The sequence below is a fragment of the Microcoleus sp. PH2017_34_RAT_O_A genome (assembly GCF_020737885.1).
GTDB lineage: Bacteria > Cyanobacteriota > Cyanobacteriia > Cyanobacteriales > Microcoleaceae > Microcoleus.
In genome coordinates this window covers 14,154-39,053 of record NZ_JAEQDD010000043.1, presented here as the reverse complement: position 1 = coordinate 39,053, position 24,900 = coordinate 14,154, and the positions used below count along the sequence as shown (strand labels likewise).

The 24,900-nt window shown below is 43.3% G+C and carries 23 protein-coding genes; 8 read left to right on the top strand and 15 right to left on the bottom strand.

Features of this window, described 5'->3' with window-relative positions:
* Nucleotides 1–27: 27 nt before the first annotated feature.
* The 9 genes from cas2 to JGK11_RS16190 form a co-directional block, all read right to left on the bottom strand.
* A complete protein-coding gene (gene cas2 / locus JGK11_RS16230; protein WP_096830500.1) occupies nt 28–303 on the bottom strand; it encodes a CRISPR-associated endonuclease Cas2 in 276 nt (91 codons plus the stop codon).
* A 2-nt stretch (nt 304–305) separates the two neighbouring features.
* On the bottom strand, nt 306–1,307 hold the full coding sequence (cas1d, locus tag JGK11_RS16225; protein WP_293205488.1) for a type I-D CRISPR-associated endonuclease Cas1d: 1,002 nt from the start codon (nt 1,305–1,307) through the stop codon (nt 306–308).
* A gap of 22 nt (nt 1,308–1,329) precedes the next feature.
* The gene (gene cas4, locus JGK11_RS16220; protein ID WP_293205486.1) at nt 1,330–1,923 is read right to left on the bottom strand and encodes a CRISPR-associated protein Cas4; all 594 of its coding nucleotides are present in this window, start codon (nt 1,921–1,923) and stop codon (nt 1,330–1,332) included.
* Nucleotides 1,924–2,305: 382 nt separating this feature from the next.
* On the bottom strand, nt 2,306–3,139 hold the full coding sequence (cas6, locus tag JGK11_RS16215) for a CRISPR-associated endoribonuclease Cas6 (protein ID WP_293193239.1): 834 nt from the start codon (nt 3,137–3,139) through the stop codon (nt 2,306–2,308).
* A 43-nt stretch (nt 3,140–3,182) separates the two neighbouring features.
* On the bottom strand, nt 3,183–5,945 hold the full coding sequence (gene cas3, locus JGK11_RS16210; RefSeq protein WP_293193238.1) for a CRISPR-associated helicase Cas3': 2,763 nt from the start codon (nt 5,943–5,945) through the stop codon (nt 3,183–3,185).
* Nucleotides 5,938–6,762, bottom strand: a complete 825-nt coding sequence (locus tag JGK11_RS16205; RefSeq protein WP_293212272.1) for a hypothetical protein — start codon at nt 6,760–6,762, stop codon at nt 5,938–5,940. Before JGK11_RS16205 ends, cas3 begins: the two co-directional genes overlap by 8 nt.
* A 3-nt stretch (nt 6,763–6,765) precedes the next feature.
* A complete protein-coding gene (locus JGK11_RS16200; protein ID WP_293193236.1) occupies nt 6,766–7,710 on the bottom strand; it encodes a hypothetical protein in 945 nt (314 codons plus the stop codon).
* A gap of 2 nt (nt 7,711–7,712) precedes the next feature.
* Nucleotides 7,713–10,175 carry a hypothetical protein gene (locus tag JGK11_RS16195; protein WP_293193235.1) on the bottom strand — a complete coding sequence of 821 codons (2,463 nt, stop codon included), beginning with the start codon at nt 10,173–10,175 and terminating at the stop codon, nt 7,713–7,715.
* A 160-nt stretch (nt 10,176–10,335) separates the two neighbouring features.
* Nucleotides 10,336–10,500 carry a hypothetical protein gene (locus JGK11_RS16190; RefSeq protein WP_293193234.1) on the bottom strand — a complete coding sequence of 55 codons (165 nt, stop codon included), beginning with the start codon at nt 10,498–10,500 and terminating at the stop codon, nt 10,336–10,338.
* Between the two features lie 417 nt (nt 10,501–10,917).
* On the opposite strand from JGK11_RS16190, the gene JGK11_RS16185 reads away from it, so the two are divergent.
* On the top strand, nt 10,918–11,787 hold the full coding sequence (locus JGK11_RS16185; protein ID WP_293212270.1) for a WYL domain-containing protein: 870 nt from the start codon (nt 10,918–10,920) through the stop codon (nt 11,785–11,787).
* Nucleotides 11,788–12,112: 325 nt separating this feature from the next.
* Here the strand turns inward: JGK11_RS16185 and JGK11_RS16180 are convergent, their stop codons facing one another.
* Nucleotides 12,113–12,322: a hypothetical protein gene (locus tag JGK11_RS16180; protein ID WP_293182340.1), complete on the bottom strand. Its 210-nt coding sequence runs from the start codon at nt 12,320–12,322 to the stop codon at nt 12,113–12,115.
* Between the two features lie 260 nt (nt 12,323–12,582).
* Here JGK11_RS16180 and grxC point away from each other — a divergent pair, with 260 nt between their 5' ends.
* Nucleotides 12,583–12,897 (top strand): glutaredoxin 3, encoded by a 315-nt coding sequence (gene grxC / locus JGK11_RS16175; protein WP_293182299.1) that lies wholly within the window; start codon nt 12,583–12,585, stop codon nt 12,895–12,897.
* 148 nt (nt 12,898–13,045) lie between these two features.
* Here the strand turns inward: grxC and menD are convergent, their stop codons facing one another.
* Together menD and JGK11_RS16165 are read right to left on the bottom strand one after the other, a co-directional pair.
* Nucleotides 13,046–14,986, bottom strand: a complete 1,941-nt coding sequence (gene menD, locus JGK11_RS16170; protein ID WP_293212268.1) for a 2-succinyl-5-enolpyruvyl-6-hydroxy-3-cyclohexene-1-carboxylic-acid synthase — start codon at nt 14,984–14,986, stop codon at nt 13,046–13,048.
* A gap of 279 nt (nt 14,987–15,265) precedes the next feature.
* On the bottom strand, nt 15,266–16,696 hold the full coding sequence (locus JGK11_RS16165; RefSeq protein ID WP_293193231.1) for an isochorismate synthase: 1,431 nt from the start codon (nt 16,694–16,696) through the stop codon (nt 15,266–15,268).
* 188 nt (nt 16,697–16,884) lie between these two features.
* Between JGK11_RS16165 and JGK11_RS16160 the strand changes: the two genes are divergently transcribed.
* The 6 genes from JGK11_RS16160 to JGK11_RS16135 all read left to right on the top strand — a co-directional run bounded on the left by JGK11_RS16160 (nt 16,885) and on the right by JGK11_RS16135 (nt 21,921).
* Nucleotides 16,885–17,031: a hypothetical protein gene (locus tag JGK11_RS16160; RefSeq protein WP_293182305.1), complete on the top strand. Its 147-nt coding sequence runs from the start codon at nt 16,885–16,887 to the stop codon at nt 17,029–17,031.
* A 46-nt stretch (nt 17,032–17,077) separates the two neighbouring features.
* Entirely contained in the window at nt 17,078–17,974 is an 897-nt protein-coding gene (menA, locus tag JGK11_RS16155) for a 2-carboxy-1,4-naphthoquinone phytyltransferase (protein WP_293182307.1), read from the top strand.
* A gap of 147 nt (nt 17,975–18,121) precedes the next feature.
* A complete protein-coding gene (locus JGK11_RS16150) occupies nt 18,122–18,367 on the top strand; it encodes a hypothetical protein (protein WP_293182309.1) in 246 nt (81 codons plus the stop codon).
* Between the two features lie 87 nt (nt 18,368–18,454).
* Nucleotides 18,455–19,192, top strand: coding sequence for a 2-succinyl-6-hydroxy-2,4-cyclohexadiene-1-carboxylate synthase (gene menH / locus JGK11_RS16145; RefSeq protein ID WP_366053792.1), 738 nt, complete (start codon nt 18,455–18,457; stop codon nt 19,190–19,192).
* Between the two features lie 201 nt (nt 19,193–19,393).
* Entirely contained in the window at nt 19,394–20,389 is a 996-nt protein-coding gene (locus tag JGK11_RS16140; RefSeq protein ID WP_293212267.1) for an o-succinylbenzoate synthase, read from the top strand.
* A complete protein-coding gene (locus JGK11_RS16135) occupies nt 20,383–21,921 on the top strand; it encodes a 2-succinylbenzoate--CoA ligase (RefSeq protein WP_293212266.1) in 1,539 nt (512 codons plus the stop codon). The genes JGK11_RS16140 and JGK11_RS16135 overlap by 7 nt, the downstream gene beginning before the upstream one ends.
* A gap of 148 nt (nt 21,922–22,069) precedes the next feature.
* On the opposite strand, the gene JGK11_RS16130 is transcribed toward JGK11_RS16135, so the two are convergent.
* The 3 genes from JGK11_RS16130 to JGK11_RS16120 form a co-directional block, all read right to left on the bottom strand.
* Nucleotides 22,070–23,041, bottom strand: coding sequence for a putative 2-dehydropantoate 2-reductase (locus JGK11_RS16130; RefSeq protein ID WP_293182315.1), 972 nt, complete (start codon nt 23,039–23,041; stop codon nt 22,070–22,072).
* A gap of 362 nt (nt 23,042–23,403) precedes the next feature.
* Nucleotides 23,404–23,817 carry a thioesterase family protein gene (locus JGK11_RS16125; protein ID WP_293193227.1) on the bottom strand — a complete coding sequence of 138 codons (414 nt, stop codon included), beginning with the start codon at nt 23,815–23,817 and terminating at the stop codon, nt 23,404–23,406.
* A gap of 297 nt (nt 23,818–24,114) precedes the next feature.
* Entirely contained in the window at nt 24,115–24,561 is a 447-nt protein-coding gene (locus JGK11_RS16120; protein ID WP_293182342.1) for a tellurite resistance TerB family protein, read from the bottom strand.
* Nucleotides 24,562–24,900 lie beyond the last annotated feature (339 nt).

The window sequence follows — 24,900 nt, the reverse complement described above, 5'->3', positions numbered from 1 at the left end:
ATTTTAACACCTACTGGTTCACGGAAACTAGGCAAAAAATATTGTGCGATCGGCAGGAACAACCCCACCAATACGTTCAATCTTACCCTGACAGCACGCGCACAGCGGAAAAAACATAATACTGTCTTCGTTTGGTTTGATGACTTTGTTCAGGCGCGATCGCAATTTAGCGTATTGCGTCTCAGTCAAATCGGCACACTCGAATACACTGTACTGCATCCACTGCCCATAAGACTTCAGCATTTTGTGAATCTTTGTCCGGCGCTTGTCTTCCGAAATATCGTAAGAAATCAGAATGTGCATATCTAGTACAAAACTAAAGGTGGATATTTGTCAATCTCGCCCATCAAATATTTCGCCAACAGCCGCCCCTGAATCTCAAAAGCCTCTCGATAAGTGCACTTGCGTTTCAAAACCGGATGCTTAAACTCAGACTGCTTTTTCTTTTCATACAACCTCAAAAACTCTTTCCGTCCCGTTTCCGACAGTCGCATCACATTACTCAGCGGTTCCACAGTAAAATCATTCGGCGTCAGAATCCGGCGGTTAATCGCGTTGAGAATTACACTGTCAGCCACCAACGGGCGGAACTCTTCCATCAAATCAAACGCTAAACCCACGCGGCCGTAGCGCTGGGTATGAAGGTATCCTAAATAAGGGTCAAATCCCACAATATTAATCGCGCTTTGGACATCGTGACGTAGCAACGTGTAAGCAAAATTCATCAAAGAATTCACCGGATCGGTAGCAGGGCGGTGTCGGGGTTTAAACACAAAGCCTTCCGCCCGAATTAATTGGTTGAAAACTCCGAAATACGCCGCACTCCCAGCACCTTCGTGTCCGCGCAAAGAGTTAATGTTGTCAGTTTTGTCAAGTTTGGCGATCGCATTTGAAATCTGCATAATTGCCGAACTTAAATTTAGTTCCGAATGTTCCCGCTGAGTTTGAGATAAACTGGTGCGATAGTTCTTCAATTTTCCCCGAATAAAACCCTGGACAACATGAATAGCTTGCGGAGTTTCCCCCGCCGCTTTCCACTGAGCATTCCGAACGAAAATGTTTTTACTTAATTCCGGTTCCAGCTTACCCAAATAGTGACCAGTATCGGTGATAAAAGTCAGAGGAATTTTCCGCTGAAGCAATTCTGCAACCGCAGCCGGGGAAATAGTCGCCCGTCCCACAATCACCACTCCATCTAAATGAATCAAAGGCACATCTTGTAACGTTTGATTTTTTGCTTTGACATTGAGGCGTTCATCTGTTTTGCCGATAAACACATCATCTTGATTGATATAAAGTGTTCCCATGATCGACTCCAAAAAACGACGTTTAATTAGCTTCTTGATAGCGCAGAACTCTCTCAGCAGCTTGAGGCAAACATTGCTGATAAAGGCTGCAACCCTGACAGCGTTTGCTATAATGCGCTGGAGGAATTTTGCCAGTTTGCAGTAAAATTTGGATAGCGTTGATAGTGGCGATCGTCTCCTGTCTCAACCCCTCAGAAATCTCCACTAATTGCCGTTGATGCGACAGCGCGTAATACACATATCCAGTCGCAATACTTTTCCCCGTCATCTCCTCCAAACAAAGGGCTTGAGCGCAAACCTGCAACTCATCGTTATCCCATTCGCCCTTGCGCCCCCGCTTGTACTCAACGGGATACAACTCACCATCGGTTGATTCAATCAAGTCGGATTTCCCAATCAGCATATACCTTTCAGACTTCAGCCAAATCGCCCGCACCTGCCAAGTCTCATCGCGGTTGATTTGACTGAGAGTGTGAACGCGATCGTGCAAACTCGTCCCTTCGATGGTATACTGGTTATCCGTGAATTCCCCCGCGCAAGACATTCGCCAGCAGCGGTGGGGACAGTAAGAGTATTGGTTCAAAAGTGCGATCGAAATGTAATCAAAATCGTTCATAATTTTGATAGTTTGTAGGAGATTAGTAATTGAAATTAGCAACAGGCAAGATGCCTGTTCCACAAGAGTTTAGTGTTATTGTGGGGTGGGCATCTTGCCCGCCCTCAAAATTGGGAATTAGCAACAGGCAAGATGCCTGTTCCACAAGAGTTTAGTGTTATTGTGGGGTGGGCATCTTGCCCGCCCTGGACATCCATAATTAGCAACAGGCAAGATGCCTGTTCCACAAGAGTTTAGTATTATTGTGGGGTGGGCAGCCCGCCCTGGACATCCATAATTAGCAACAGGCAAGATGCCTGTTCCACAAGAGTTTAGTATTATTGTGGGGTGGGCATCTTGCCCGCCCTGGACATCCGGCATCTTGCCCGCCCTCAAAATCGGTTCAACTCTTATTAACAACAATCCGTCGAGTCATCCCCATCCCCATCGGAGTTTTCCTCCCAACCCCGCAGTAAAGAGCAAAATCCGCCAAAGCATTAATTTGCTTAATCACCAAAGGCTCCACATCACCCAAAATCCGATAACTAACCTCCCCAACCATGCCCACAAAATTGCTTTCATAGTTAGTCAATCTTTCAGTTTTGATATTGACAAAAGTTGAAAAAAGTGCATCCAATGGCAAATTAGGAATCTCAATCCCGCTGTACTTATTCCAGCGACTCAGTAGACTATTAAAAACGCAATCTCTAGTAGGAATCACCGAATCGAACTTCCCCTGTCGAAAGGTAGTAGGCGTCGCAAAACTGAAGGCAATTAAGCGATTAGTTTCCGAAGCTTGTTCGTAAAGTTGAGAGTAAGTACAAGCATTCGCCCAAGGTTGATCTACTTGAGGTGTTCCGAGAATCTTCGTAATCATCAAATCCGCCGGGCCAAGATGCCACGGACGGGATGGATTGAGATTCAGCCAAAGGTGAGTTAATTTGCCAAATAAAGTGTCATCCAGCAGACTAATTCGCCACCAACAGAGAGAGTGTTCTGGAATTGGTTCTGTGTGTTCCCATTGGAGGGAATGGTGTTTTTTGAAAGGGCATTTTTTAGTTTGCAAAGGGCTGAGGGTGAAGGATTTGTCGGCTGTGGCATCGTGGAGGCGATCGCCGAGTTGTTTGTCAACGGAGCTCACGAGGGTGAGAAACAGGGCGTGCAGGTGTCTTCCCGTGAGGTATCCGGGGGGAATTGGGGCGATGGGAAGAAGGTTGAGGATGAGACTGTGCGGCATGATGGTTATGGTTGGTTGTGTTGATTAAGGTGCGATCGCTCTGTTAAGTCGTCTCCTCTAATGCCTTGGTGTAGGTAATAATTACTGATTTTTTCTGAGCCGTGTTGCCATACTGATATAATAATTTTTCATCAAACCCATTTGTTTTCAGCTTGATGAAAACTCCTGGAAGTTTCACAAAACCTAGTTCTGGCTCATAGGAATATTCTGGATTCCCATCTAGCATGGATGCACCATCATTACTTCGATGTATTTTGATGATAATATCTTTTTGATAGGCAAAGCCCCAGCGTAAATCACGCCTTTCCCATGATGTCTTTTCTTGGTCATAGTAGCGTTCATAAACATGAGTATTGGCATACTGATTACTCTTATCTTTTTTGATGGTTAAACGGTCAATTGGCACTGTCACTTGAGGCATATTCTCAATTTTGTCGCCATGAGTTCCATCGTCATAAACTAATGTTGCGGATGGTGTCCAACTTCGAGTAACGACTAACCCTTTTTCGTGAGCCGGTTGACAAGCTAAGTCGGCACTGTAAACATAGTCATGAAGCATGGAGAATAATTCGACTACTCGGTAGTCATCAACTTGTTGCGATCGCAAAATACATTCAGAAATTTTCGCAGTGTTAAAATCAGTTAGCTTTTGTAGAGTCTCTGTATAAGTTTCCCATCCAGATTCATCCAGCGTATTAGCAAATTCTTGGATAGTATTCCCCACCAATATCACCTTAGCATTTGGAACATTACCTCGACGATTGCAGCGTCCAGCCCTCTGAATCAGGTTTTCTGGCGGACACATTTCAGAAATTAAGACCTCACTATTCAAATCGCACCCAACTTCGATCGCACTGGTAGTTATCAAAATATAAGGCAGATGGTTTTCATCGCGATTTTTCAGGTTTTTGTAGCGAGTCGAACGCGAAAATTCTGAGTCTTTTGGAATGTCAGAAATGCGGCCATGATAAAGAAACAAGAATTGTCCTTGAGTATCAGTATTAAACGCCAACTCATTTTTAACCTGCGTGTAAATTTCGACTGCATCTGTGACAGTTTCAACTACAGCAATAATGCGACGGTTAGATTTAGATTTCCACTCTCTTAAAACAATTTGAGCAACTTGAGTTTGGAAATGGAGAGGATTAGTTGAATCGCGCTGAACTTCATTCAGCCATTCAAAAGCTTTTGTTTCATAGCTTTGTTGCTGAAATTCGCGCAGGGAATTAACATTTTCAAGATTATTGATGTAATCAATTACTTTCAGATAATCAAAGCGATCGAGATGTTGTTGTGGCATTGTAGCAGTCATTAAGACGATGGATCGTCCCGCTTCATAAAGCGACTGCACCAAGCTATGAAAGTTTGTGAAAGATATATTGTCATAGCTATGAGCTTCATCAACACAGATTAGAGTTTTTTCACTATGAGTTTTATCCCGATGAATCCTCAAAGGAAAAACAAATGACTTTTGCTTGTCTCCAAAAGCAAAATAGCGATAGAGAAACTTGTCCAGCGTTGTTAAAATGACATCTCCTTTATAAAGATGACGGCGAGAATTGATTTTACGCTCGACTCGCTCCCCGTTTTGGTAAATTAATCGTTCCATTTGGGAACCCGTATCTACTACTAACGAAAATTCCAGGTCTTTATTTTCAGGTAAGGCCGAAAATGTCTTGATATACCGCTCAATCCGTTGTTTCTGATCTTCTACTAAACTTCGGGATGGCAAAGGTAAAATTAAGCGATAACCTTTAGCTAAACATGGAAATAGAACAGCCTCCATTTTGCCAGAACCAGTGGGAGCTTTGAGTAAAAATGCTGGGTTGGGATTGGCGATCGCATCCCAGACATCTTGTTGCATGGGGTTAGAAATATACTTGCCTTTGCTGAGTGCTTGATACGCAGTTTCGCAATTCCAATCCTGAGAACTATCTACTAATGAGTGAGATTTAATACCAACCCTCTTTGGGTTCTCTTCTTTAGCTTTTCCTTGATGAGGCTCTTTTTTAGCTTTTCCTTGATGAGATTGCCACCATTCTTTGACAATATTGTTGATTTTATCTTCCAGCTTATGAGGCTTATCTAACAAATTTCCTAGCTCTTTCTTGTCCTCTTCACTAAGTTTCAGTGACCAATAGGCAAAAGACAAGGAAATTTCGTCCTTATTAAAAGGAAAATTAAAAGGAAAAGGATCTATCAGATAAGTTGAATTGTCTAATTTGAACGTGGTATAATCCATGAATGCACGAGACTCTGCTTGTTCATCATTTCCAATTACCCGACAAGCTAATTCTGCCTCAATCTGATCGCACATTTCCAAGATGTACAGTTCACGGCCATAAGTCAGAGGTTCTCTTGTCAAGATTTGTTCATATTCTTGTGACTCTTTTTTCAATTTATAAGCATCACGACTAATATCACCCACAGAGAAATCGTGATGTCCTATAGCCAGATACTTTGCCCAAATATCAGGACTATCAGCTAAGAATCTATGCCCTTTGAAGGAGTAAATATATTCTTTAAATTTACCTTCTTTCGTGGCTTTAGCCTCCAGTTTAAATTTAGGCGGTTTGCCAATGTCGTGAATTCTAGCAGCTTCATCAACTCGTGCTTTTGATTCTTCCCGTTCAGTTTCAGTGATCCCTGGAAAATCCTCAACTTTCCAAGCTTTGACTAGCTTTCTGACATTACAAACATGATTGCCAAGGGGCTGAAAGTAAATTACATCAGGAATAGGATTAGTTTTGTCTGGAAAAAATACTCGACCGAAATCGAAACTGCGCTGGCGTTTTTGCTTAGACATTAACTTCACCTCTTAACAAGTTAACAAGGGATACGGGAATATAAATTTCCCCATCGGTGTAGTAATCCAGAGTTGGAAAATCCTCCCCAGGTTTTGGGTAATAGGCAGTAACAAAGGGAATAAATCCATCTACAGGAGTTCGAGTATTATCTAAAAATCCTGCCTCTTCTGAATCTGTTTCATCATTAGTTTGCCAGTGGTAGCGGTAGAGATTGTAAATATCACAGCCGCCGATAAATTGACCGCTTTGCAACAAGGCTTCCATCGGTACAATGGTTGATGGATAAGCTTGAACTGTCTCGCATTTCAACTCAATGAGTTCAGAAACTTCTGTCACTACCGCAAAACCTTCTTTGCCTAGTTTGCAACCATAGGTTTCTAAGTCTTGGAAATGTTCTAAACCTTGTAAAGATTCGCTGACAACATAGCCCGTTAGTTCTTCTACAATTAAATATTCCCAAGTGTGGAGTTGAAAGTTAGCTTTGTCTTTTTCTACATACAATCGGGAAAACACATCGTGATTAAATTCCCGCATTCCTTTGCGGTAGGTTTTATGCACTCCTCGCCAACTTTTTGAGCTAGGATAGGCTCCCAGCGCTACATAATGACGGGGTAAAGCATAAAATGGTGGGTCATCTTTGTTGATTCGAGTTTCAGGAATTTCTAAGCCTACACTGAGCATTCCTAGCCTTCGTAAAAATCCTGATAGAGTTGTTGGTGGTACAAAAGGATAGGTGGCAATATTGAGAATTGACCCTGGCAGAATGCGGAATGTCATTGCTGCGGTAGGTGTGATGGTGAGTTTTATGCAGTACATAGATCACGCCTGTAAAACGGTTTCAACGAATTTCGCAGCGTATTCTTGTAATTTCTCTAATGCTGCATTTCCAATCCAGCGATCGAAGTAAGTTGCTTGGATGCGATCGGTGTTATCTTCTGGATATTGGGCAAGACGGAGGAAGTCTGCGATCGCCTGTTGTGGATCTGTGACAGATGGAGAAATAATCGGGCGTTTTCCTCTGGGTACTAAGTAGCGATCGACAACTAGCAAAGGGGTTTGATTATCGGATTCGGCGATCGCAATTCCCTTGGGATTTCCTGAACCAATGCGCGGTAAAGAATCCAGAAAAGCATAGGCGACAGAGGAAAAATCTCGATCGGTAACACTCAAGGCATGATTAGAAACTGGATAGAGAATACCAGGCTGATTGTACTGACGCTTAAATGGTATCGGCGTTTCATCTTTTTGATTTACCAAACGTGCCGGGTGCATTGCCCGTTGCTTCTCTACTGGGTAGATATCTTGAACCGCAACACCGCCACCGTGAGTAACGCGACCAATTAAAGTGCTTTTTCCGGGGTCAAGTGCACCATAGGTGGCACAAATAGGACAGTCTATTTTGGCGCAAGTTTTAGGAATACCACATTGTTGTTTATCTCCTAGTAATTCCCCACTTTTTACAGGAGCCCACAGCAAGCAACGTCGCTCAACGCCTCGTCGTTTCGTTGGGGAAATATAACATTTTTCAAGCGATTTCCCATCCTTAGTAGTTAGCTTCACTATCTCCACCAAGTTGACATTTACTTGTACTTCATGCCCAAAATAAAGCTCTTGCGAACCTTCAAGAATGGCATAAATGTCAAAGTGCATTCGAGGATTGTTTTCATCAGTTTTAGGTAATCCACTCGTTACTTTGGATTGCTTAACCGTCTCAGAAGTGTTTTCGGATTCATCATTAGTTGTTTGAGATTTTTTAGTTGGCATATTTACTTCTCCGTTGTGGATTTTTCTTTGCGAATCAATTCAGGAAAACGAGTGTATAGTGAAAGCTTGACCTGATAGGTTAAATCTTTCCAATCTTTCTCTTGTTTATAACCATTTTTAGGATTTGAAAAATAGGTATAAACTCTTGTCAGATCCTCTGGATACAGAATCATGGAAACCGATTTAGTTTCTGGATTTTCTTTTTCTCGTTCTGAAATACCCAATTGTCCCAGTAACTCCTCTTTTGCTAATAATGCCTTGGCTTGTTCATAAACAAACTGGGTGTCAGGGTTACGGTAAAGTCTTACTTGAGTCAATGTTCTTTTGTCACTTTCTATGGCTTGATCGCTTCCAATGGTAACGATTGTGCAGTATTTACAGAAGGAGTAACAAAAGGCCGCCGGATTCTTTTCTATTTGTTCAATTAATTTGCTAACCTCTCGTTTGGCATCTTCTGGCTTTTCCATTGTCATAGCATTTTTTTTAAAAGCCAAAACAAAAGCATAAATTAAGCCAGTCAATGCAGCTACATCTCCATATAAATTGGCTTGCTGTAACATGGGGTTATCTGACTCCATAAGGCCTCCTTTTAATTTCAAATTCAAACCTTCACAAATTTTCTTCCAGTAGGCTGCACGAGTGTGTTCTAATCCCCGACTATAATCACTACCGGAAACTTCTGATATTTTTGCGAGGGTATACTCTGCCATTACTGGTAAATCATCCTCTACATAGCGTACAGCATCACCCAGTTTCATATTGATATCTTTTCCCAAAACAATTATGGACTGCCCATAGCCTTCTATCAAACCCTTAATAAAAATTAGATGTCTGCTACTCAAAAGTATTGACTGACTTCCCTGAATAATCAGTGAGAATTTAAAATCAGCTAAAACCTCAAGGGGAAAAATTGAAGCTACTTTGGCTAGTGCATATTGAACCTGGCCGAGTTTCTGAGATGCTAAATCACCGCCACCAGTTCGATCGGAGGCTAAGACTATATATCGACCTGCACTTAAATGTAACTCTTTATTAGTTAACATTCTAATGTAGTCTTTAACTTTGAGTTTAGCAGGTTCACTTCGATCGACTGGTTCAAGCTTCAAAATGATACTTTCATCAGTCACTTTTAGGGGTGACGCAAATGCTAATGCTGAACAAGATGCACAAATATAGGGTTGCTTTTCCCTGGATGATGATTGACAACGCTGGGAAGGTCGCTCGAACATAAATCTGGCTACTTCCCATTTAGCATTTTGGAGAGTAACACCGCAGGAATAACAAAAATGTTTACCGTCATCTCCCGCCGATCGCACTTCTTTGATACTTGGCTGTTCACTCAGCAATGGTTCAGGGAATGGATCGCTTGGCGGATTTTCCAAAAGGCGATACATCTCTAGAATACACTGAGTAAAAATATCTCCACGAGTTGCATTGATCTGGTCTGTAGCAGTTTTAGTGAAACTTTTGGAAATGTTAACAATGTCTTTGAACCGAGCGGGGTTTTGTTGGCGATCGCACTGAATAAACTTAAATGGTTCACCCTCAGACTCTGCAAATAAGCGAATCTTTTGCTGGACGGAATCTTGAGTAAAAATGATTTGAGTAACTAGCTTATCTTGCTGTTTTTGTAACTTGTTTTTCTGTGCTTTTGTCAACCCTGAGTCTGCTAATTCACTGTTAATTTGAGTTAGATTTTGCCAAATACACTTTTGTTCATCAAGGACTTTACCAAAGGACTTTTGAAAAGCTTCGTTGTACTTTTTCGCTTCCTTTAACTGCATCTCCTCCTTGTCTAGTAACTTTTTTTCTAAAGATGTGCGGTCTTTATCACTTGTGTCAGGATGATTTATTTCTGTTATGAGAGCCTTAATTTGCTTCTGACGATCTGTTTGACGCTTTTCTACCTCCCGAATAACTGCCAAATACCAAGCCGCTAAAACATTAGATTGCTGCTGTGTCAAAATCGGAATTTCCAAGGTACTGAAACCGCGTCCGGCTAAAGTGACACTATTGAGCATGACAATGAATGTCTGTACTAATCCTGGTAAATTGTGCTTGGGAATGCCATAAGTTGAGAAAGCAATATTTTCGATGAACTCTCGCCAATATTGATTAAAATCTGCCGGCTCTTTTCGATGGGGAATGAAAACGTGTACGTGATAGTCACTTTCGTGGAGTACCGCTATTTGATATTGCTTCTGCAAATACTCTAAAAATCTATCTATGGCGCTTTCAATAGATAATCTTGCCTGTAACTCTCCTGGTAATGGCGATTTGTACAGAATCTGAGTTTTGCCAATCTCTTGACCTTGATATATGACTCGATTTTTTTGAAAATCAAGTTTTTGTAACTTCTTAGTATTGAGGTTGCGGGTGAGTCTTAATTCTCTAATTAGCTTGGAGTTTGCAAAGGTTTTCGCGATATCTATTACCCCTGGCTGACTCGCTAATGCCCCAATCAACTCTGACTTCTGAGTAGATATCACACCCGCAGCCGAGGCACTAATTAGTATTGTGGTTTGATTGCTCTCATTCATCCGATTTAATCTCTTGATGAAGTTTTTGTATGTGGGAGTCGGCAAAAACGATGCGGACTCCCATCTTTTGGTTGCTCTAAAGCTTCTACTGACAGTCGGCGTAAGATATCACATCACCTTCAGAATTAGTGATGTCGAGCCACATCAACTCTGTAACTCGCCTTTTGAGCTTCTCAACCTGCATCAGAAGGTTCTCAATCTGTTCCTGATACTCAGCAATTTCTCTTGCAATCAGATCTGATTCGTACATTAGCCGTCTCCTTAGTAAAAAAGTTTTCACCAGAGCCAGTCGCCATGCTACCTTTGAGATTGCGAGTCTACATTGGTAGTCTGAGCTTCCTGCTCTGGCTGCCTTTCAGATTAGCACAAAATTTTAACGTCCGAGAAATATAGAGCTAATCACCGAAGCTCATTTGTGCTATCATGGTATGTAGCCTCTAAAAAAATCCCTCTATCAGAGATTGAAATCGAGACATATATGAGGTTGAGGATTTTATCCTCCACACAACCACAAATCCCTATCAGGGTTGTCGGCCAGAGTTTTGCTCTGGCTTTTTTAATAGCCTGTATAAAACCCTCATACTCTATCCGTAAATAACTTATAATCTGAGAATAGCGCGACTCATAGAGGTTGTCAAGCAATTACACAGCATAAGTGTCCGTATAAATGACTCGTCAAGATCAGTCCATCACCCTATCGGTTTCCGATCGCGACAAAGCCGAGTTAGAAGCCCTAGCCCTAGAATTCGGCATGAAGTGGGGCGATCGCCCTAATATCTCTAAGCTGGTAAAAGCGATCGCCCAACATAAACTCCTAATTGCCCCTAACAACGATTGGAAAGACAGCCGATTAAAAGCCCTTAAACACGCCGTCGATGCCTTAACCGACCTCGGCAAAGTTCAAGAAGCCAAAATTATTGCTCAACTGCTAGTCGATCGCAGTGAACTTCCAGATCCCCTGCGGAGAGAAATAGAGGCATTTTTAAATAACACCTCTATTCCTTGGCGGTTAGAGATAGACCGTTATATGAAGCGGAACCAACCGTTTGAACTCACCTACCAAGATGCAGCCGATCGCACTTGGCACTTCCACATCCGCCATGCTCAAATCAACCCGCATGAAGATCGAGAATATCTCGATTGTTGGTGTGAAGAAACAGAGGGGAATTACGATTTGCCAGAACTGAAGCATAATCGGTGCTTCCGTTTAGATCGGATTCCAGAAGCCGCGATCGCACCCATTGACGGAAAATGGTTGCCCAGTTTAGCCGAGATTGAGGTAGAAATGCACCTCTTCCGAGGTTTGGCGTTTGCCTACAAAACGAAAACGGGTGAAGATACGTTCAATGAATGGTTAACAGACTCTCCGCAAGTCCGACGAATAGTGAAGAAAGTATCCAATACTTTTTGGTTTTTCCGAGAAATATTGCGGTATGGGGAAGATTGCGTGATTGTGTCTCCAGACAGTGTGCGCGATCGCTTCCAACAAAAACTGATCGCCCTCTGCCGTCAGTACAACCTGGAAATCCGCGATTAGAACACGAGATTAGACTCTGACCCAAGAAACCGGGTTTTTTAGCGAATCTGTCGGTCACAGTCAAGTATTCTCGTAAAAAACCCGGTTTCTGACCACCCGTGCGATCGCGAAATCCGCGATTAGCCGTCCAACAAAAAGCAGCCCGTTACAGGCTGCACATCGAAAAAAACCGTTGTTTTGTTGGAGGAGAAAACTTTACATCGAATTCAAATTGCCGTTATATCAAGTCTCTGGGACTCCGGCGGGCGATCGGCTGCCAACCAATTTCGCCATCTTTATCTACCGCTAACTCACCTTACCATCAGAACAAAACTGCAAATCCTCGTTACGCTGAAAGTTCGTTGACCATTCTCACCCGGCCTTTGAGCACTGCCCGCAGCAGGCGGTTGACACAGCATCTATCTTCGTCATTCAGCGACTCGTCTAAGGTGGCGGCCATCAAACCGTAGCGATCGGCTAATGTCAAAACGCCTGTGTCGGTTACAGAAGCGAGGATTTCAGAGATAGCGCCGGGGAGGAGTTGTAAAGCTTTCATGGCAGTGCGGTTGAATTCGATATATTCATAATCGCTTGGTTTCCTCAAAAGATCGGTGATATTAAGTAGGTTCCGCAGGTGATTATTTTGGATGAAAGCAAGTGATCGGAGTAGAGTAAATGTGTGACACGAATCACAGCACTACAGGTGCGGCAGGTAATTGCATCCCAGCCTAACCTTTGGTAGAACGCGGGATTGATGGCGTTTCGCTAAAATGATTTAATCTCTCAACCAGTTGAAATTTTACCCCTGTACCGAAAATGCTTGATTTTCTGAATCCCATTTTGGGCCGCAAGCCCGATCGCATCAAAGCCAATGTTGAAATTTATACTTGGCAAACCTGTCCGTACTGTATCCGCGCCAAAACTTTGCTGTGGTGGAAAGGCGTCAATTACACGGAATACAAAATTGACGGCGACGAAGCTGCTAGAAATGCCATGGCCGATCGCGCTAACGGAAAGCGCAGCGTGCCCCAAATATTTATTAACAGTCAACACGTCGGCGGCTGCGATGACATTCACAAACTTGATGGAGATGGAGAGTTAGATGCACTGCTAGCTCAAGCAGCCGTTTAAATATTGTTCATAAAAGGTTCGTAGTAAGGACTTTAGTCCTTGAATTCTTAAAGAAAGGACTAAAGTCCTGACTACGAACCTTTGGCATATGAGGTTCGTAGTCAGGACTTTAGTCCTTAAATTTCCCAAGAAAGGACTGAAGTCTTTACTACGAACCTTTGGCAAATTTACTTAGGTTATCTTGCCGCCATTTAGCATCTGTACGCCTGTTTGTTGGCAATTCTAAGACCCGAATCCCGTTATTTGGTAGAAAACTTAATTTTTGTTGGAACTGCTCCCAATGCTCAATTATCTCGTGTTCCACGCCGTAAGTTGCACACAATTGAGCAAAATTGATATCCTGCGGTGTGGCAAAAAACTCTTCAAAGGGCGGGTCAAATTTAGCAACTGGCAACATTTCAAAAATCCCGCCACCGTTGTTATTAATTAAAACAATTGTCAGATGACCGACAAATTTATTTGTAATTAAAAAGCCGTTGGTGTCGTGCAAAAGTGTTAAATCACCTGTTAACAAAATGCTGCTTTGATTGCGGTGGGCGACTCCTAAAGCTGTTGACAATGTGCCGTCTATGCCGTTGGCGCCGCGATTGACAAAAGGTTTTATTTCTAAGTTGTTCGGCTTCCAGAAAAACTCGACATCTCGGACTGGCATACTGTTGGAAATAAATATGGGTGTGGCTGGTGGCAATATTTGGGAAAGCAGCCAAGAAATTTTTGGTTCGATGATGTTGTTAATTGCTGATAGTTTTTGGTCTATTGTTTGTCTGACTTGGGTTTCGGTGTTTCGCCAAAGTTGGAGGTATTCGTGGGATGGAGAGGTGAGAACCCCCCCTAGCCCCCCCTTATTAAGGGGGGGGATTTGAGGGGAGTTTGTGGGAGAGGTGAGAACCCCCCCTAACCCCCCCTTGCTAAGGGGGGGGACATGAAGGGAGATAGCAGTTGCGAGGTTTTCTATGGAGGTTCGTAGGTGAATTGTTGGGCCGTGTAGGGGATCTAAGTTGTGGTGGCCCGGATCGATTATGTAGCGTTTGGGTTGGGTTTTGTCTAACCAGTTTCGCAATTCTTTGCTTGTGGGTAAGTCTCCGATTTGAATGGCGATTTCTGGGGTTAATTTATCTGCTAGTTCGCGGTTTCGCAGGATTAAATCGTAGGTGGAAATTAGATGGGGGTTGAGTTGGGCGCGGTTTCTTAAGGGCGATAGTCCTTCTGCTAATACTGGCCAGTTTAATAGTTGGGAAATTTTGCCGATCGCACTACAATACTTTTCTGCATCTTCAGGCTGGGCTACACCTGCAATAATAATCCCTTTACTGCATTCGGGCCATTGTTCTATTGCACTTCTTACTCCCCCCCTTGGCAAGGGGGGGCTGGGGGGGGTAGAAGTTTCTGCTGCACAAATCGGTTCTATTGCACTTCTTACTCCCCCCTTTAACAAGGGGGGGCTGGGGGGGGTAGAAGTTTCTGCTGCAAAAATCGGTTCTAATCCTGCAAAGAAATATTCGATATCGAATTGTGTTTCTAAAGCTTCGACAGCAATGTCTGAAACTGGTACAAGCGGATCCCGAAGGGGGATGTTGAGGTGGACTGGGCCTGGTGTCGGAAAGGTCGATCGCTCGATCGCGTACACGATCGTCTGTCGCACATAGTCTAGCATTCCTATGGACGCTGAAGGGATGGCTAATTCCGCTTGCCAGTTGGGATAATTGCCGTATAGTTTAACTTGGTCGATCGCTTGTCCGGCGTGACAGTCGCGCAATTCGGGGGGTCTATCTGCTGTGAGAATTAGCAGCGGAATTCGACTTTCACGGGCTTCGATAATCGCCGGATAAAAGTTGGCTGCGGCGGTTCCTGAGGTACAAATTAGGGCGGTTGGTACACCGGATTTTTTGGCGATTCCTAAGGCGAAGAAACTCGCAGATCTCTCGTCGAGGATGGGGATAGTTTCTATTAACTTATTCTGGGCGAAGGCTATGGTTAGCGGGGCCGATCGCGAACCGGGACAAATTACGGCTGTGGTTAGTCCCAGTCGCTGCAATGTCTCGGCTATGATGGAAGCCCAGAGGGTGTTTGTGTTCCGAAAGTCAAGCATTTTGTTGTTTTGGCGATCGCTAATATTTTATGACATCTAACGGTTCTCAATCAAAGCTCAAGAAACCGGGTTTTTTCGAGATTGAGGGTTTTTGGCTAGTATTGGCTGAAAAACCCGGTTTCTGGCTACCCATATCTAAGTCTTAAGTTACCAAATTTGTCGCTACATAGTTATGAGATATAGCAGTTATCGCAAAAGTAAGGTATGCCCTATGCCCTATGCCCTATGCCCTATGCCCTATGTCTTATCTCATTTTTCGCTCGAAAGGCTATATTATTCTTAAACTAAAGCATTTAAAAGTGCTTGCAGTTTCAGTTGAATTTCTGCTAGTTCTTTATCAGGTTCGGAACCTGCCACAATTCCAACACCAGCATGAAGTATAGCCCGAGATCCATCGATTAAAGCCGATCGAATGCCGACAGCAAATTCGCCGTTACCAGTGCGATCGATCCAGCCCAGGGGTGCTGCATACAAAGAGCGATCGCAGCTTTCGCAGCCCCGAATTTGCTGTAGTGCAATATCCCTCGGTACCCCCGCTACCGCTGGCGTTGGATGCAGTTGGGCTAAAATTTTCAATAAGTGAATATCTGGGGGAATTCTAGCCCTGATGGGTGTCCACAAATGCTGAATGTTGGATAGTTGCAGCAGTCTCGGTAGCGGGGAAAAGTCGGGATGGATGCCGAGACTCGAAAGGCGATCGATTATAAAGTCAATTACAGCTTGATGTTCTCGAATATCCTTTTCGCTGTTGAGTAAATCTTTGCCTAAATTACCATCTTCTGCTTCAGTTTTTCCCCTCGGTGCAGAACCGGCTAAAGCATCTGCGATCAACTGATTGTTGTGAATGCTAATTAAGCGTTCTGGACTGGCACCGATAAATTGCTGACCTTTGCCGTTACTGGTAGAAAACACGTAGCAACCTGGATAGGTGAGGCGCAAGTTATTTAAGGAATCTATTACGCTAAAAGGTGTTTGGCAAATGACATTTATAGCTTGGGACAACACAATTTTACTGAAATATTTAGACTCGATTAATTCTAAAGCGGACTTGACAGATCTTTTAAATTGAGCGGCATCATTGACAGGAATTTGTTTTAATGGAAGTGAGTTTTGGCTGTTAATTAATTTGATGTATTTTTGAGAGGCAATTTTATCAAATTGTTTGCTAATGGTTTCAGTAATAATTTTAACATTTATATCTCTATCTATTTTGGCATTGGCGACAATTGTACAGCTATCGTTGAGGCGAGTAATCTGCCATTTGGGTAAAAATATGGTACCGGGGGGAAAGTAAGAATTGGTGGCGACATTCTCATCAAAAAAAGCAAAGCTACAAAAAAAGTGCGGCCCGCTAAAGGGCAAACGTTCCGTACCGATGGTAATTGTCCGGGCTAGACTTGATTGAATAAAATTTTGAGCGAGGGCAAATCGATCGCTTCCTGCTACTGTGAGATGGATTGCCGAATCTAGGGCGGCGATCGCAAAACTGTTGCCGACAATGGGGTCTCTTTTTTCAAAATAAAAGTGTCTGTCATCGGGTGTGGCAATTTCTTGCAGTACCGCTAGCGGATCGACGGGGGAAATTTCCTGAGAAATACTAACTATTTTTGTTTGATCTTTTTCGGTTAAAGACTGCTGGCAATCTAACAGCAACTGATGCAGTTGATTGCGGTCTTGCAAAAGATTGGCGCGGTGCGGTATTACTGTCATGAAATCGAGAATAGCAGATTTGTCAGAAAGAGTGCGGTTTTGTCCCGCTATAATCCCTATTTCGATCTAACCACGCTCGGGCGATCGCCAAACATGACCTTTCGAGTTTCCCGACTGTTTGGGCACGCTGGAGGGAGAAAACAGACGATTGCGCGATCCATCGAAACATTTAGACATAAAACTTAAGATTGAGAGGGCGACTCTCGGTAAAAGGCGATCGACCCCGCAGAGGTTTGCAGGTGGGCATTACCGGGCGTGCGATCGCCCGCAAAGACTATCAACGGATGCCGGAGGCGCACTCAAGCGGAGACTTAGCAGACATTCTTCACCAATAAAATTGTAAAATTACTGAGCTGCTATCAATTGCATCAAGTTTGTGTAATGACAACAAAGATAATTGAGCGTTCAAATAGTAAATTGTGGCTGGCGGCAATCAAGCCGCCCATGTACAGCGTTGCTGTTATTCCTATTTCAGTAGGAACTGCAATTGCTTTTGCCGAAACTCAAACGATTAATGCGTCAATTTTTTCGACATTTTTAATTTCAGCCATTTTAATTATAGCATGGCTGAATCTCACCAATGATGTATTTGACTCGGAAACAGGGATAGACAAAAATAAAGCACATTCCTTGGTAAACTTAACCGGAAATAAAGCTTTAATTTTCTGGCTTGCCAATCTATTTTTAGCAATCGGAGTGTCGGGAATCTGCGGTATTTCCTGGTGGCAAAAAGACCCAACAGTAATTTTGCTAGTAGTTTTGTGCTGCGCCCTCGGCTACACTTATCAAGGGCCGCCGTTTCGTTTGGGCTATCAGGGTTTAGGCGAAATTATTTGCTTTTTTACCTTCGGGCCGCTAGCTTTAGCTGCTGCTTATTACAGTCAAAATCAAACTTGGTCTGCTACTAATTTCGCAGGTTCGGCAATAGTGGGAATTACTACGAGTATCATCTTATTTTGTTCTCACTTCCATCAAGTTGAGGACGATTTGGCGGCGGGTAAAAAATCGCCGATTGTCCGAATTGGTACGAAAAAAGGCGTGCAGTTGTTGCAGTGGTTGTGCGGCAGCGTTTATGCTTTGACTCTGCTGTTTGTGGCGCTGCGAATGTTCCCAATTTGGACGCTGTTGATTTTTGGAAGTTTGTTTTTTGCGATCGACCTTTGCCGCCATGTCGCAAACTATCACGACCAACCCGCAAAGGTCAGCAACTCTAAGTTTATCGCAGTGGCGCTGCATTTTACGAGCGGTTTGCTGCTAGCGCTGGGGTTTGTGCTGTAGTTTGGGCGATTATCGAGAATTTCGGTAAAATAGAACTATGGTTCGTAGTCAGGACTTTAGCCCTCTCTGCAAGATTTTAGTCAATAAGGACTAAAGTCCTTACTACAAACAGTTTGATATTGAATCGAAAACAACGAGAAGGAAATCATGAGTACGCCAGTAAAAACTAGCCCAATCCTCACCCTAGAAGAAATTTTTAGTCTGTATCCTGATGAGTGGGTACTCATCGTCAATCCTGAATTAGATGAAGAATTAAGCGTGATTCGAGGTGAAGTTTTAGCCCATGCAATAGAACGCGATGAAATTCATAGTAAGCTTTCATTAAGGAATGGAAAATCGGTGGCAATAGAATATACTGGATTGATACCTGACAACCTAGTAATGATATTGTAATAAAAATAGGAGCTTAATGGTGTAGATGAACAAATCTAAAAAATATCAATTTTACTATTCTTTAACTGAAAAAAAAATCAGCCACTAATTTTATTACTCCACGGATTCACGGGCGACAGTCAAGACTTTGACCAAATCATTTCCTTACTATCTCAAACTTATTGTTGTCTAGCAGTTGACCTTCCCGGCCACGGACAAACCAGAGTCAGCGGCGACGAAAGTTGCTACAATATGTCAAATACAGCCCAAGCATTGATTCACTTATTAGATGACTTACAAATAGACAAATGTTTGTTGTTGGGCTACTCAATGGGCGGGCGATTGGCGCTGTACATGACATTACATTTTCCTGAAAGATTCGAGAAAGTCGTATTAGAGTCAGCTTCTCCGGGATTGAAGAGTGAAAAAGATCGATCGCACAGACGGCAAGCCGATTCACAAACAGCACAAAACCTCGAAAATAGCAACATCAAAGATTTTATCTTAAACTGGTACGATCGCCCTTTATTCAAATCATTAAAAAAATCCCCCAAATTCGAGAAACTCATAGAAAGCCGTTTAGCAAACAATCCCTTAGAATTAGCAAAATCCCTCCGCAACATGGGAACTGGCCACCAGCCCTCTCTGTGGGAAAAACTCGCCCAAAATCAAATCCCCATTCTCTTGCTAGCGGGAGAAGATGATGATAAATTTCAACGTATCAATGCAGAAATTGCCAGCTTGTGTCCGGCTGCTACTCTCAAGATTATACCAAACGCTGGTCACAATATCCATTTTGAAAATATTGATGACTTTGCATCAGTTGTGAGACAATTTTATGATTAACGGGTAGTCAGAAACCGGGTTTTTTGCGAAAATCATTCGTTGTTACCGACAAATTAGGTAAAAAACCCGGTTTCTTTGGCCTTAGTGATGATTAACGGGTAGTCAGAAACCGGGTTTTTTACGAAAATCATTCGTTGTTACCGACAAATTAGGTAAAAAACCCGGTTTCTTTGGCCTTGGTGACAATCGACTAAAAAACAAATGCTATATAAATTTGAGTTTCGCACCTATCAGCGAAAATTTAAGCGCCCGCTACAAACAAGTCACGGCATCTGGGATATGCGAGAAGGAATCATCCTGCGGCTTATTGACGAAAATGGTAGCATTGGCTGGGGAGAAATTGCCCCGCTGAGTTGGTTTGGTTCGGAAACTTTTGACCAAGCATTAGATTTTTGTCAACAGTTACCTGCTAATATTTCAGAGGAAATAATCTTCAGTATTTCCGCTGAATTACCAGCCTGTCAATTTGGCTTTGAGTCAGCTTGGGAAAATCTGGGCCAAGCAATCGAAAATACGCCTCGTCAAGACAAAATTCCGAAAAATCAGTGTAGCGGTTTATTACCCGCAGGTGAAACAGCTTTGCAGGTTTTACCAATGCTTTGGTTGGAGGGATATCGCACGTTTAAATGGAAAATTGGCGTTGCTGTAATTGAGGAAGAATTAACGATTTTTCAGCAGCTAATCGCAGCAATGGATGATTTAGCCGATCGCCAAACAGCACTTTTGCGCTTAGATGCTAATGGGGGACTCACCTACTCCCAGGCTGAAAAATGGCTGGAAGCTTGCGATAGCGTGACAGCAACACCCGACTTGGCCGCCCAGATTGAATTTTTGGAACAGCCGCTGGCGATCGCACAGTTCCCAGAAATGGTACGATTGAATGCTACTTATACAACGGCGATCGCCCTAGACGAATCCGCAGCCAATCTCGATCGCATCCAAGAATGCTACAACCAAGGCTGGCGGGGAATTTTCGTCATCAAACCTGCGATTGGCGGTTCCCCATCCCAACTCCGCAAATTTTGTCAAACTCACAATATAGACGCAGTTTTCTCATCAGTATTTGAAACCAAAATCGGCAGACAAGCCGCCTTAAACTTAGCAACAAACTTATCTGTAAATAATAGAGCCCTAGGCTTCGGTACCGATAGCTGGTTCGACGACAATCAAGACACCTGGTTACAGCATCTATGGTAACAAATCTCACAGTAAATACTCTGAATCTTCCCTTTGACTTCCCCGACAACTGGCTAATCGGTGGTGACAGCGGCGAATTTGCTCGAATTGTCGATCGGCAATTGCAACAAATAACCCAAAATCAAACAGGAGAAACACCCCTAAAAATTTGCCTAGCCGAACCAAAACCCCTGCAATTTCTTGCCAGTTTCATCGCCGCCCGCACCGCCAAATGCCAAATTTTTCTCTGCAATCCCAACTGGGTAAAAGAAGAATGGGAACAAGTCTTTGATTTAGTCCAACCCGAACTAATTTGGGGACAAAATACTAATCTTAAAAACACATTTCCCCCTCTCCCAGTCCGCGGAGGCGGACTTCGTTTGTATAGCCGCGAATTCCATTCGCCGGGATTCCATCATTCACCCGAATTCAATCATTCGCCGGGATTCCATCATTCGCCGGGACTCAATCATTCGCCGGAATTCCATCATTCACGAGAATTACCTTCACCCGAAATAGACGAATTAGCTACAATAATGATTCCTACCGGAGGTTCCTCGGGAAAAATCCGTTTTGCCATCCACACTTGGGAAACCCTCACAGCCTCAGTCCAAGGTTTTCAACAATATTTTAACCTTGACAAAATTAACTCATTCTGCGTATTACCATTATACCACGTCAGCGGTCTCATGCAATTTATGCGATCGTTCACAACCGGGGGAAAACTGGCAATTGCATCATTCAAAACACTAGAAGCAGGCGAAAAATCCGATGTCGAACCCGAAGAATTTTTCATTTCTTTAGTACCAACTCAACTGCAACGGCTGCTGCAAAACCCAGATACAACTAATTGGCTATCCCAGTTTCGTGCCGTACTTTTAGGCGGTGCTCCCGCTTGGCCCGAACTTTTAGCCACAGCTAGAAAGAATCAAATCAAATTAGCGCCGACTTACGGCATGACAGAAACCGCCTCGCAAATTGCTACACTCAAACCCGAAGATTTTCTCGCGGGAAATAACACTTCTGGTCAAGCTTTACCTCACGCGAACATAACTATTCGCAGTGCAAGCGGCGAGATTTTGTGCTACAATCAAATTGGGAATATTAGCGTTGATGCTAAATCTTTAGCCTTGGGTTATTATCCTGAACGATTTGGCGATCGCCCATATTTCCAACTAGATGACTTAGGATTTTTTGATAAAAATAACTGCTTAAATATCATCGGACGTAGTAGCGACAAGATTATCACGGGCGGAGAAAATGTATTTCCTGCCCAAGTCGAAGCCGCCATTAAGAATACCAATTTAGTGGCAGATGTTGCTATAATTGGCTTACCAGACAAAGATTGGGGGCAAGTCGTTACGGCTGTTTGCGTTCCCGCTAATTCCGAAGTTACTGTCAAAAACTTGCAAGCAGCAATAGAAGATAAGTTGAGTAAATTTAAGCGACCAAAAAATTGGGTTGTCGTCGAAGAAATGCCTCGAAATGCTCAAGGCAAACTCAATCGAGAACAATTACAAGAAATTGCGGTGTCATCTCTGGCGAATCAATAGTATTAACCGAATTTGACAGTAATTTCCGTAGGGCGGGTTCATCAATATTTACAACACAAGTGAGAAATCTCAAAAACCCGCCCAATGCCCAATGCCCAATTCCCAATTCCCAATGCCCAATGCCCAATTCCCAATTCCCAATTCCCAATTAATCCACACCTAACAGCCTTCTCGTCTTCTCAGCTTCTTGCCTTTGAACATCCACAAACTTCAACATTTGGTAAAGTACCTCTATTTGTGGCAACTTAATACCTGCTTTTTGGGCTACCCGCATGGGATTGCCAAAAATTGCCTCAACCTCCAGAGGACGCGATTCATCGTAATCGATTTTCATGCTGGTGCGGTAAGGCTTCATTTTATGAGTGTATTCCAGCATATGCGGGATAAAATCATCGGGAATAATGCGATCGCAACTTTTGGCCCCTGCTACCACTTCCCTCATGATTTGCTCAACTAAAATCAGAGTATTCGGATTCGCCATCAGTTCGTCGGTTCTCGCATTCAAAACCACAGACAGCCCGTTATAAGGAATATTCCAAACGAGCTTTTTCCACCTAGACAATAGCAAATCTTCGCTCATTTTAATCGGAATGTGAGCGCGTTTAAAATCCCTAGCAATATGGTGCAATCTATCAGTAATACCGATGGCTTTGTAGTCTTTGGCATATTCGCCTAGCGTGATCGTACCGTAATCTAGGTGGCAGATATGACCGGGGCTGACTTTATAAGAACAGAGAAAGCACAGCCCGCCCACCACTCGTTCTGCACCGACAATTTTAGCTACTTCCGGTTCGGTATTCAGTCCGTTTTGCAATACTAAAACCGCGCCGTTATCCTTTAATAGAGGAGGCAAAAGTTTTGGCAACAAGTGATTTTGAGTTGTTTTCAACGCGACAATTACTACGTCGCACTTAGGCATTTTGTGCGCGTCGCGGTAGGCGCGGACTTGCGGGAGGGTGAAGTCGCCTTCGGGAGACTCGACAATCAAACCATGTTTTTTGACGCGCTCGTAATCGCTCCGCAGCAAAAAATTGACTTCTAAACCAGCTTTTTGCAGTCTAGCACCGTAGAATCCGCCTAAAGCTCCCGTGCCGACTATGGCATAATTGCGATTTGTCATAAGAAGAAGGAAGAAGGAAGAAGGAAGAAGGAAGAAGGAAGAAGGAAGAAGGAAGAAGGAAGAAGGAAGAAGGAAGAAGGAAGAAGGAAGAAGTCATTAGTCAGTAGCGCGAGCGTCCCCGCTCGCGAACGTTATCAGTCATTAGTCAGTAGCGCGAGCGTCCCCGCTCGCGAACGTTATCAGGAAGAGGGAAGTCGGAAGAAGGAAGAATGCTTCTTATAGAGCTGGTTTTTAAGTCATCTGTATTTACGTTTAATTAAGTGGAACTACTTAATATAAATAAGTCAGAAGAAATTTTAAACTAAACAGAAATTTGACTGTCATTCCCTGCTATTATTTAAATATTGAAGTTATCTAAAATCTCAACTCTCAAATTGCCTCATCCACTGCATTAAGTCTTCAGATAGCTGTTTTTTGGTTCTGCTAACTGCATCGATGCAGACGTGCTTAGTCAGAGCTTTAGCCCAGCTTCTGCCTGCAACTTCCCCTGAAAATACTTGATAGGCAATTTCAAATTCATCGCCTGCAACTTGTGTGGGCGTCAATTGAATCGTCAGCCGATCGCCCGCAAATAGTGGACGATAAAAATCTACACTAGCATGAATTATCGGAAATGCAACCTCTCGATCGCCAAAAAATGCTCTGAGATTGACTCCTGATGCTGCTAGAGATGCCTCGTAAGCTTCGTGGCACATCGCCAAAACGTTTGCAAAGTAAACGACTCCAGCAGCATCGGTATCTTGAAAGCGCACAGTGCGGGTGTAAGTAAAAGGCATTTGAGGTAGTCGCGGGCGATCGCAAATTAAAGCTGAATTTTACCAGAAAGAATTGGTTGAAAGCCAGAACCCTTTGAGGGAGAAGTTAAGATCGGGCTATTCATTACTCCAATACTCAGGCTTCTAGATAGAGGTCGCTCTCCAACTGTCAACTGTCAACTGTCAACTGTCAACTGTTGAACAACCATCATATCGGTAAACCAGCACTTTTGCAGCAGCGATCGCCTAACTAAGCAGGCGCTAATTTTTGATCTTCTCAAACTCACCCTCCTCACTCCTGCCCCTGCCCCTGCTTTCTTAACCTTTGTTTTTAATCAACATCACGTCTATAATCTTGAGGGCAATTTCTTCGGAAAGATCCAATGCACAGTAAAGATCGTTCAAAAGTTGTTCTTCTTCTTCTGAAACCTCGCCATCTGCTAAAGCAATATCAGTTGTCACAGCAAAAACTGTTTCTTTAAGTTCGTCGGGAAGTGTTGCCAAAGCCGCATTAAACAGTACCTGAACTCCTTGCCGTTGCAGAATGTTCAGCAGCCGATCGAGCATTTTTCGCATCACATCATCTGGATAGCTGCGGAAAAGTTGCATCCGAGATAGTGTCATGCTAATCGCTTTACTTTCGCTGTCATTGATGTAACCGTCGGCTGCTACGGCAATTAGCGCGATCGCCGCAAATGCTTCGGCAGGCCCTAACGTGACATCAGTTTGTTGGCGAGTCTGCGATACTTTGTCAAATAAACCCATAATACTTTCCTCATTCTTTAGTAGTGGATTCACGGAGTCCCTATGGGCTCTGGCTTTGGAAGCTTCCTTGGCTGGGGATTTCAACAATTATATCAAATCTGCTGAATTATTTATTATTACTAAAATTATGAAAAAATTAAGATTTTTAATTTTTTCCTTCGGCGCTGTAAGGGCGGGTGACAGTTGACAGTTGACAGTTGACAGTTGACAGTTGTCAGTTGACGGTTGACGGTTGACAGTTGACAGTTGACAGTTGAGCGACTAATGACTAATAACGTTCGCGAGCGGGGACGCTCGCGCTAATGACTCAATGATATCGTTTCCGGTTGCATCGGTATT

Excerpts from the sequence above, each read along its gene's own strand:
- JGK11_RS16120 (WP_293182342.1), bottom strand. The coding sequence starts at position 24,561 with ATGGGTTTATTTGACAAAGTATCGCAGACTCGCCAACAAACTGATGTC.
- JGK11_RS16130 (WP_293182315.1), bottom strand. The coding sequence starts at position 23,041 with ATGACAAATCGCAATTATGCCATAGTCGGCACGGGAGCTTTAGGCGGA.
- cas2 (WP_096830500.1), bottom strand. The coding sequence starts at position 303 with ATGCACATTCTGATTTCTTACGATATTTCGGAAGACAAGCGCCGGACA.
- JGK11_RS16190 (WP_293193234.1), bottom strand. The coding sequence starts at position 10,500 with ATGTACGAATCAGATCTGATTGCAAGAGAAATTGCTGAGTATCAGGAA.
- JGK11_RS16200 (WP_293193236.1), bottom strand. The coding sequence starts at position 7,710 with ATGCCAACTAAAAAATCTCAAACAACTAATGATGAATCCGAAAACACT.
- JGK11_RS16180 (WP_293182340.1), bottom strand. The coding sequence starts at position 12,322 with ATGAAAGCTTTACAACTCCTCCCCGGCGCTATCTCTGAAATCCTCGCT.
- cas6 (WP_293193239.1), bottom strand. The coding sequence starts at position 3,139 with ATGCCGCACAGTCTCATCCTCAACCTTCTTCCCATCGCCCCAATTCCC.
- JGK11_RS16125 (WP_293193227.1), bottom strand. The coding sequence starts at position 23,817 with ATGCCTTTTACTTACACCCGCACTGTGCGCTTTCAAGATACCGATGCT.
- cas4 (WP_293205486.1), bottom strand. The coding sequence starts at position 1,923 with ATGAACGATTTTGATTACATTTCGATCGCACTTTTGAACCAATACTCT.
- grxC (WP_293182299.1), top strand. The coding sequence starts at position 12,583 with ATGCTTGATTTTCTGAATCCCATTTTGGGCCGCAAGCCCGATCGCATC.
- cas3 (WP_293193238.1), bottom strand. The coding sequence starts at position 5,945 with ATGTCTAAGCAAAAACGCCAGCGCAGTTTCGATTTCGGTCGAGTATTT.
- JGK11_RS16185 (WP_293212270.1), top strand. The coding sequence starts at position 10,918 with ATGACTCGTCAAGATCAGTCCATCACCCTATCGGTTTCCGATCGCGAC.
- JGK11_RS16150 (WP_293182309.1), top strand. The coding sequence starts at position 18,122 with ATGAGTACGCCAGTAAAAACTAGCCCAATCCTCACCCTAGAAGAAATT.
- JGK11_RS16205 (WP_293212272.1), bottom strand. The coding sequence starts at position 6,762 with ATGTACTGCATAAAACTCACCATCACACCTACCGCAGCAATGACATTC.
- cas1d (WP_293205488.1), bottom strand. The coding sequence starts at position 1,307 with ATGGGAACACTTTATATCAATCAAGATGATGTGTTTATCGGCAAAACA.
- JGK11_RS16135 (WP_293212266.1), top strand. The coding sequence starts at position 20,383 with ATGGTAACAAATCTCACAGTAAATACTCTGAATCTTCCCTTTGACTTC.
- menA (WP_293182307.1), top strand. The coding sequence starts at position 17,078 with ATGACAACAAAGATAATTGAGCGTTCAAATAGTAAATTGTGGCTGGCG.
- menD (WP_293212268.1), bottom strand. The coding sequence starts at position 14,986 with ATGCTTGACTTTCGGAACACAAACACCCTCTGGGCTTCCATCATAGCC.
- JGK11_RS16140 (WP_293212267.1), top strand. The coding sequence starts at position 19,394 with ATGCTATATAAATTTGAGTTTCGCACCTATCAGCGAAAATTTAAGCGC.
- JGK11_RS16165 (WP_293193231.1), bottom strand. The coding sequence starts at position 16,696 with ATGACAGTAATACCGCACCGCGCCAATCTTTTGCAAGACCGCAATCAA.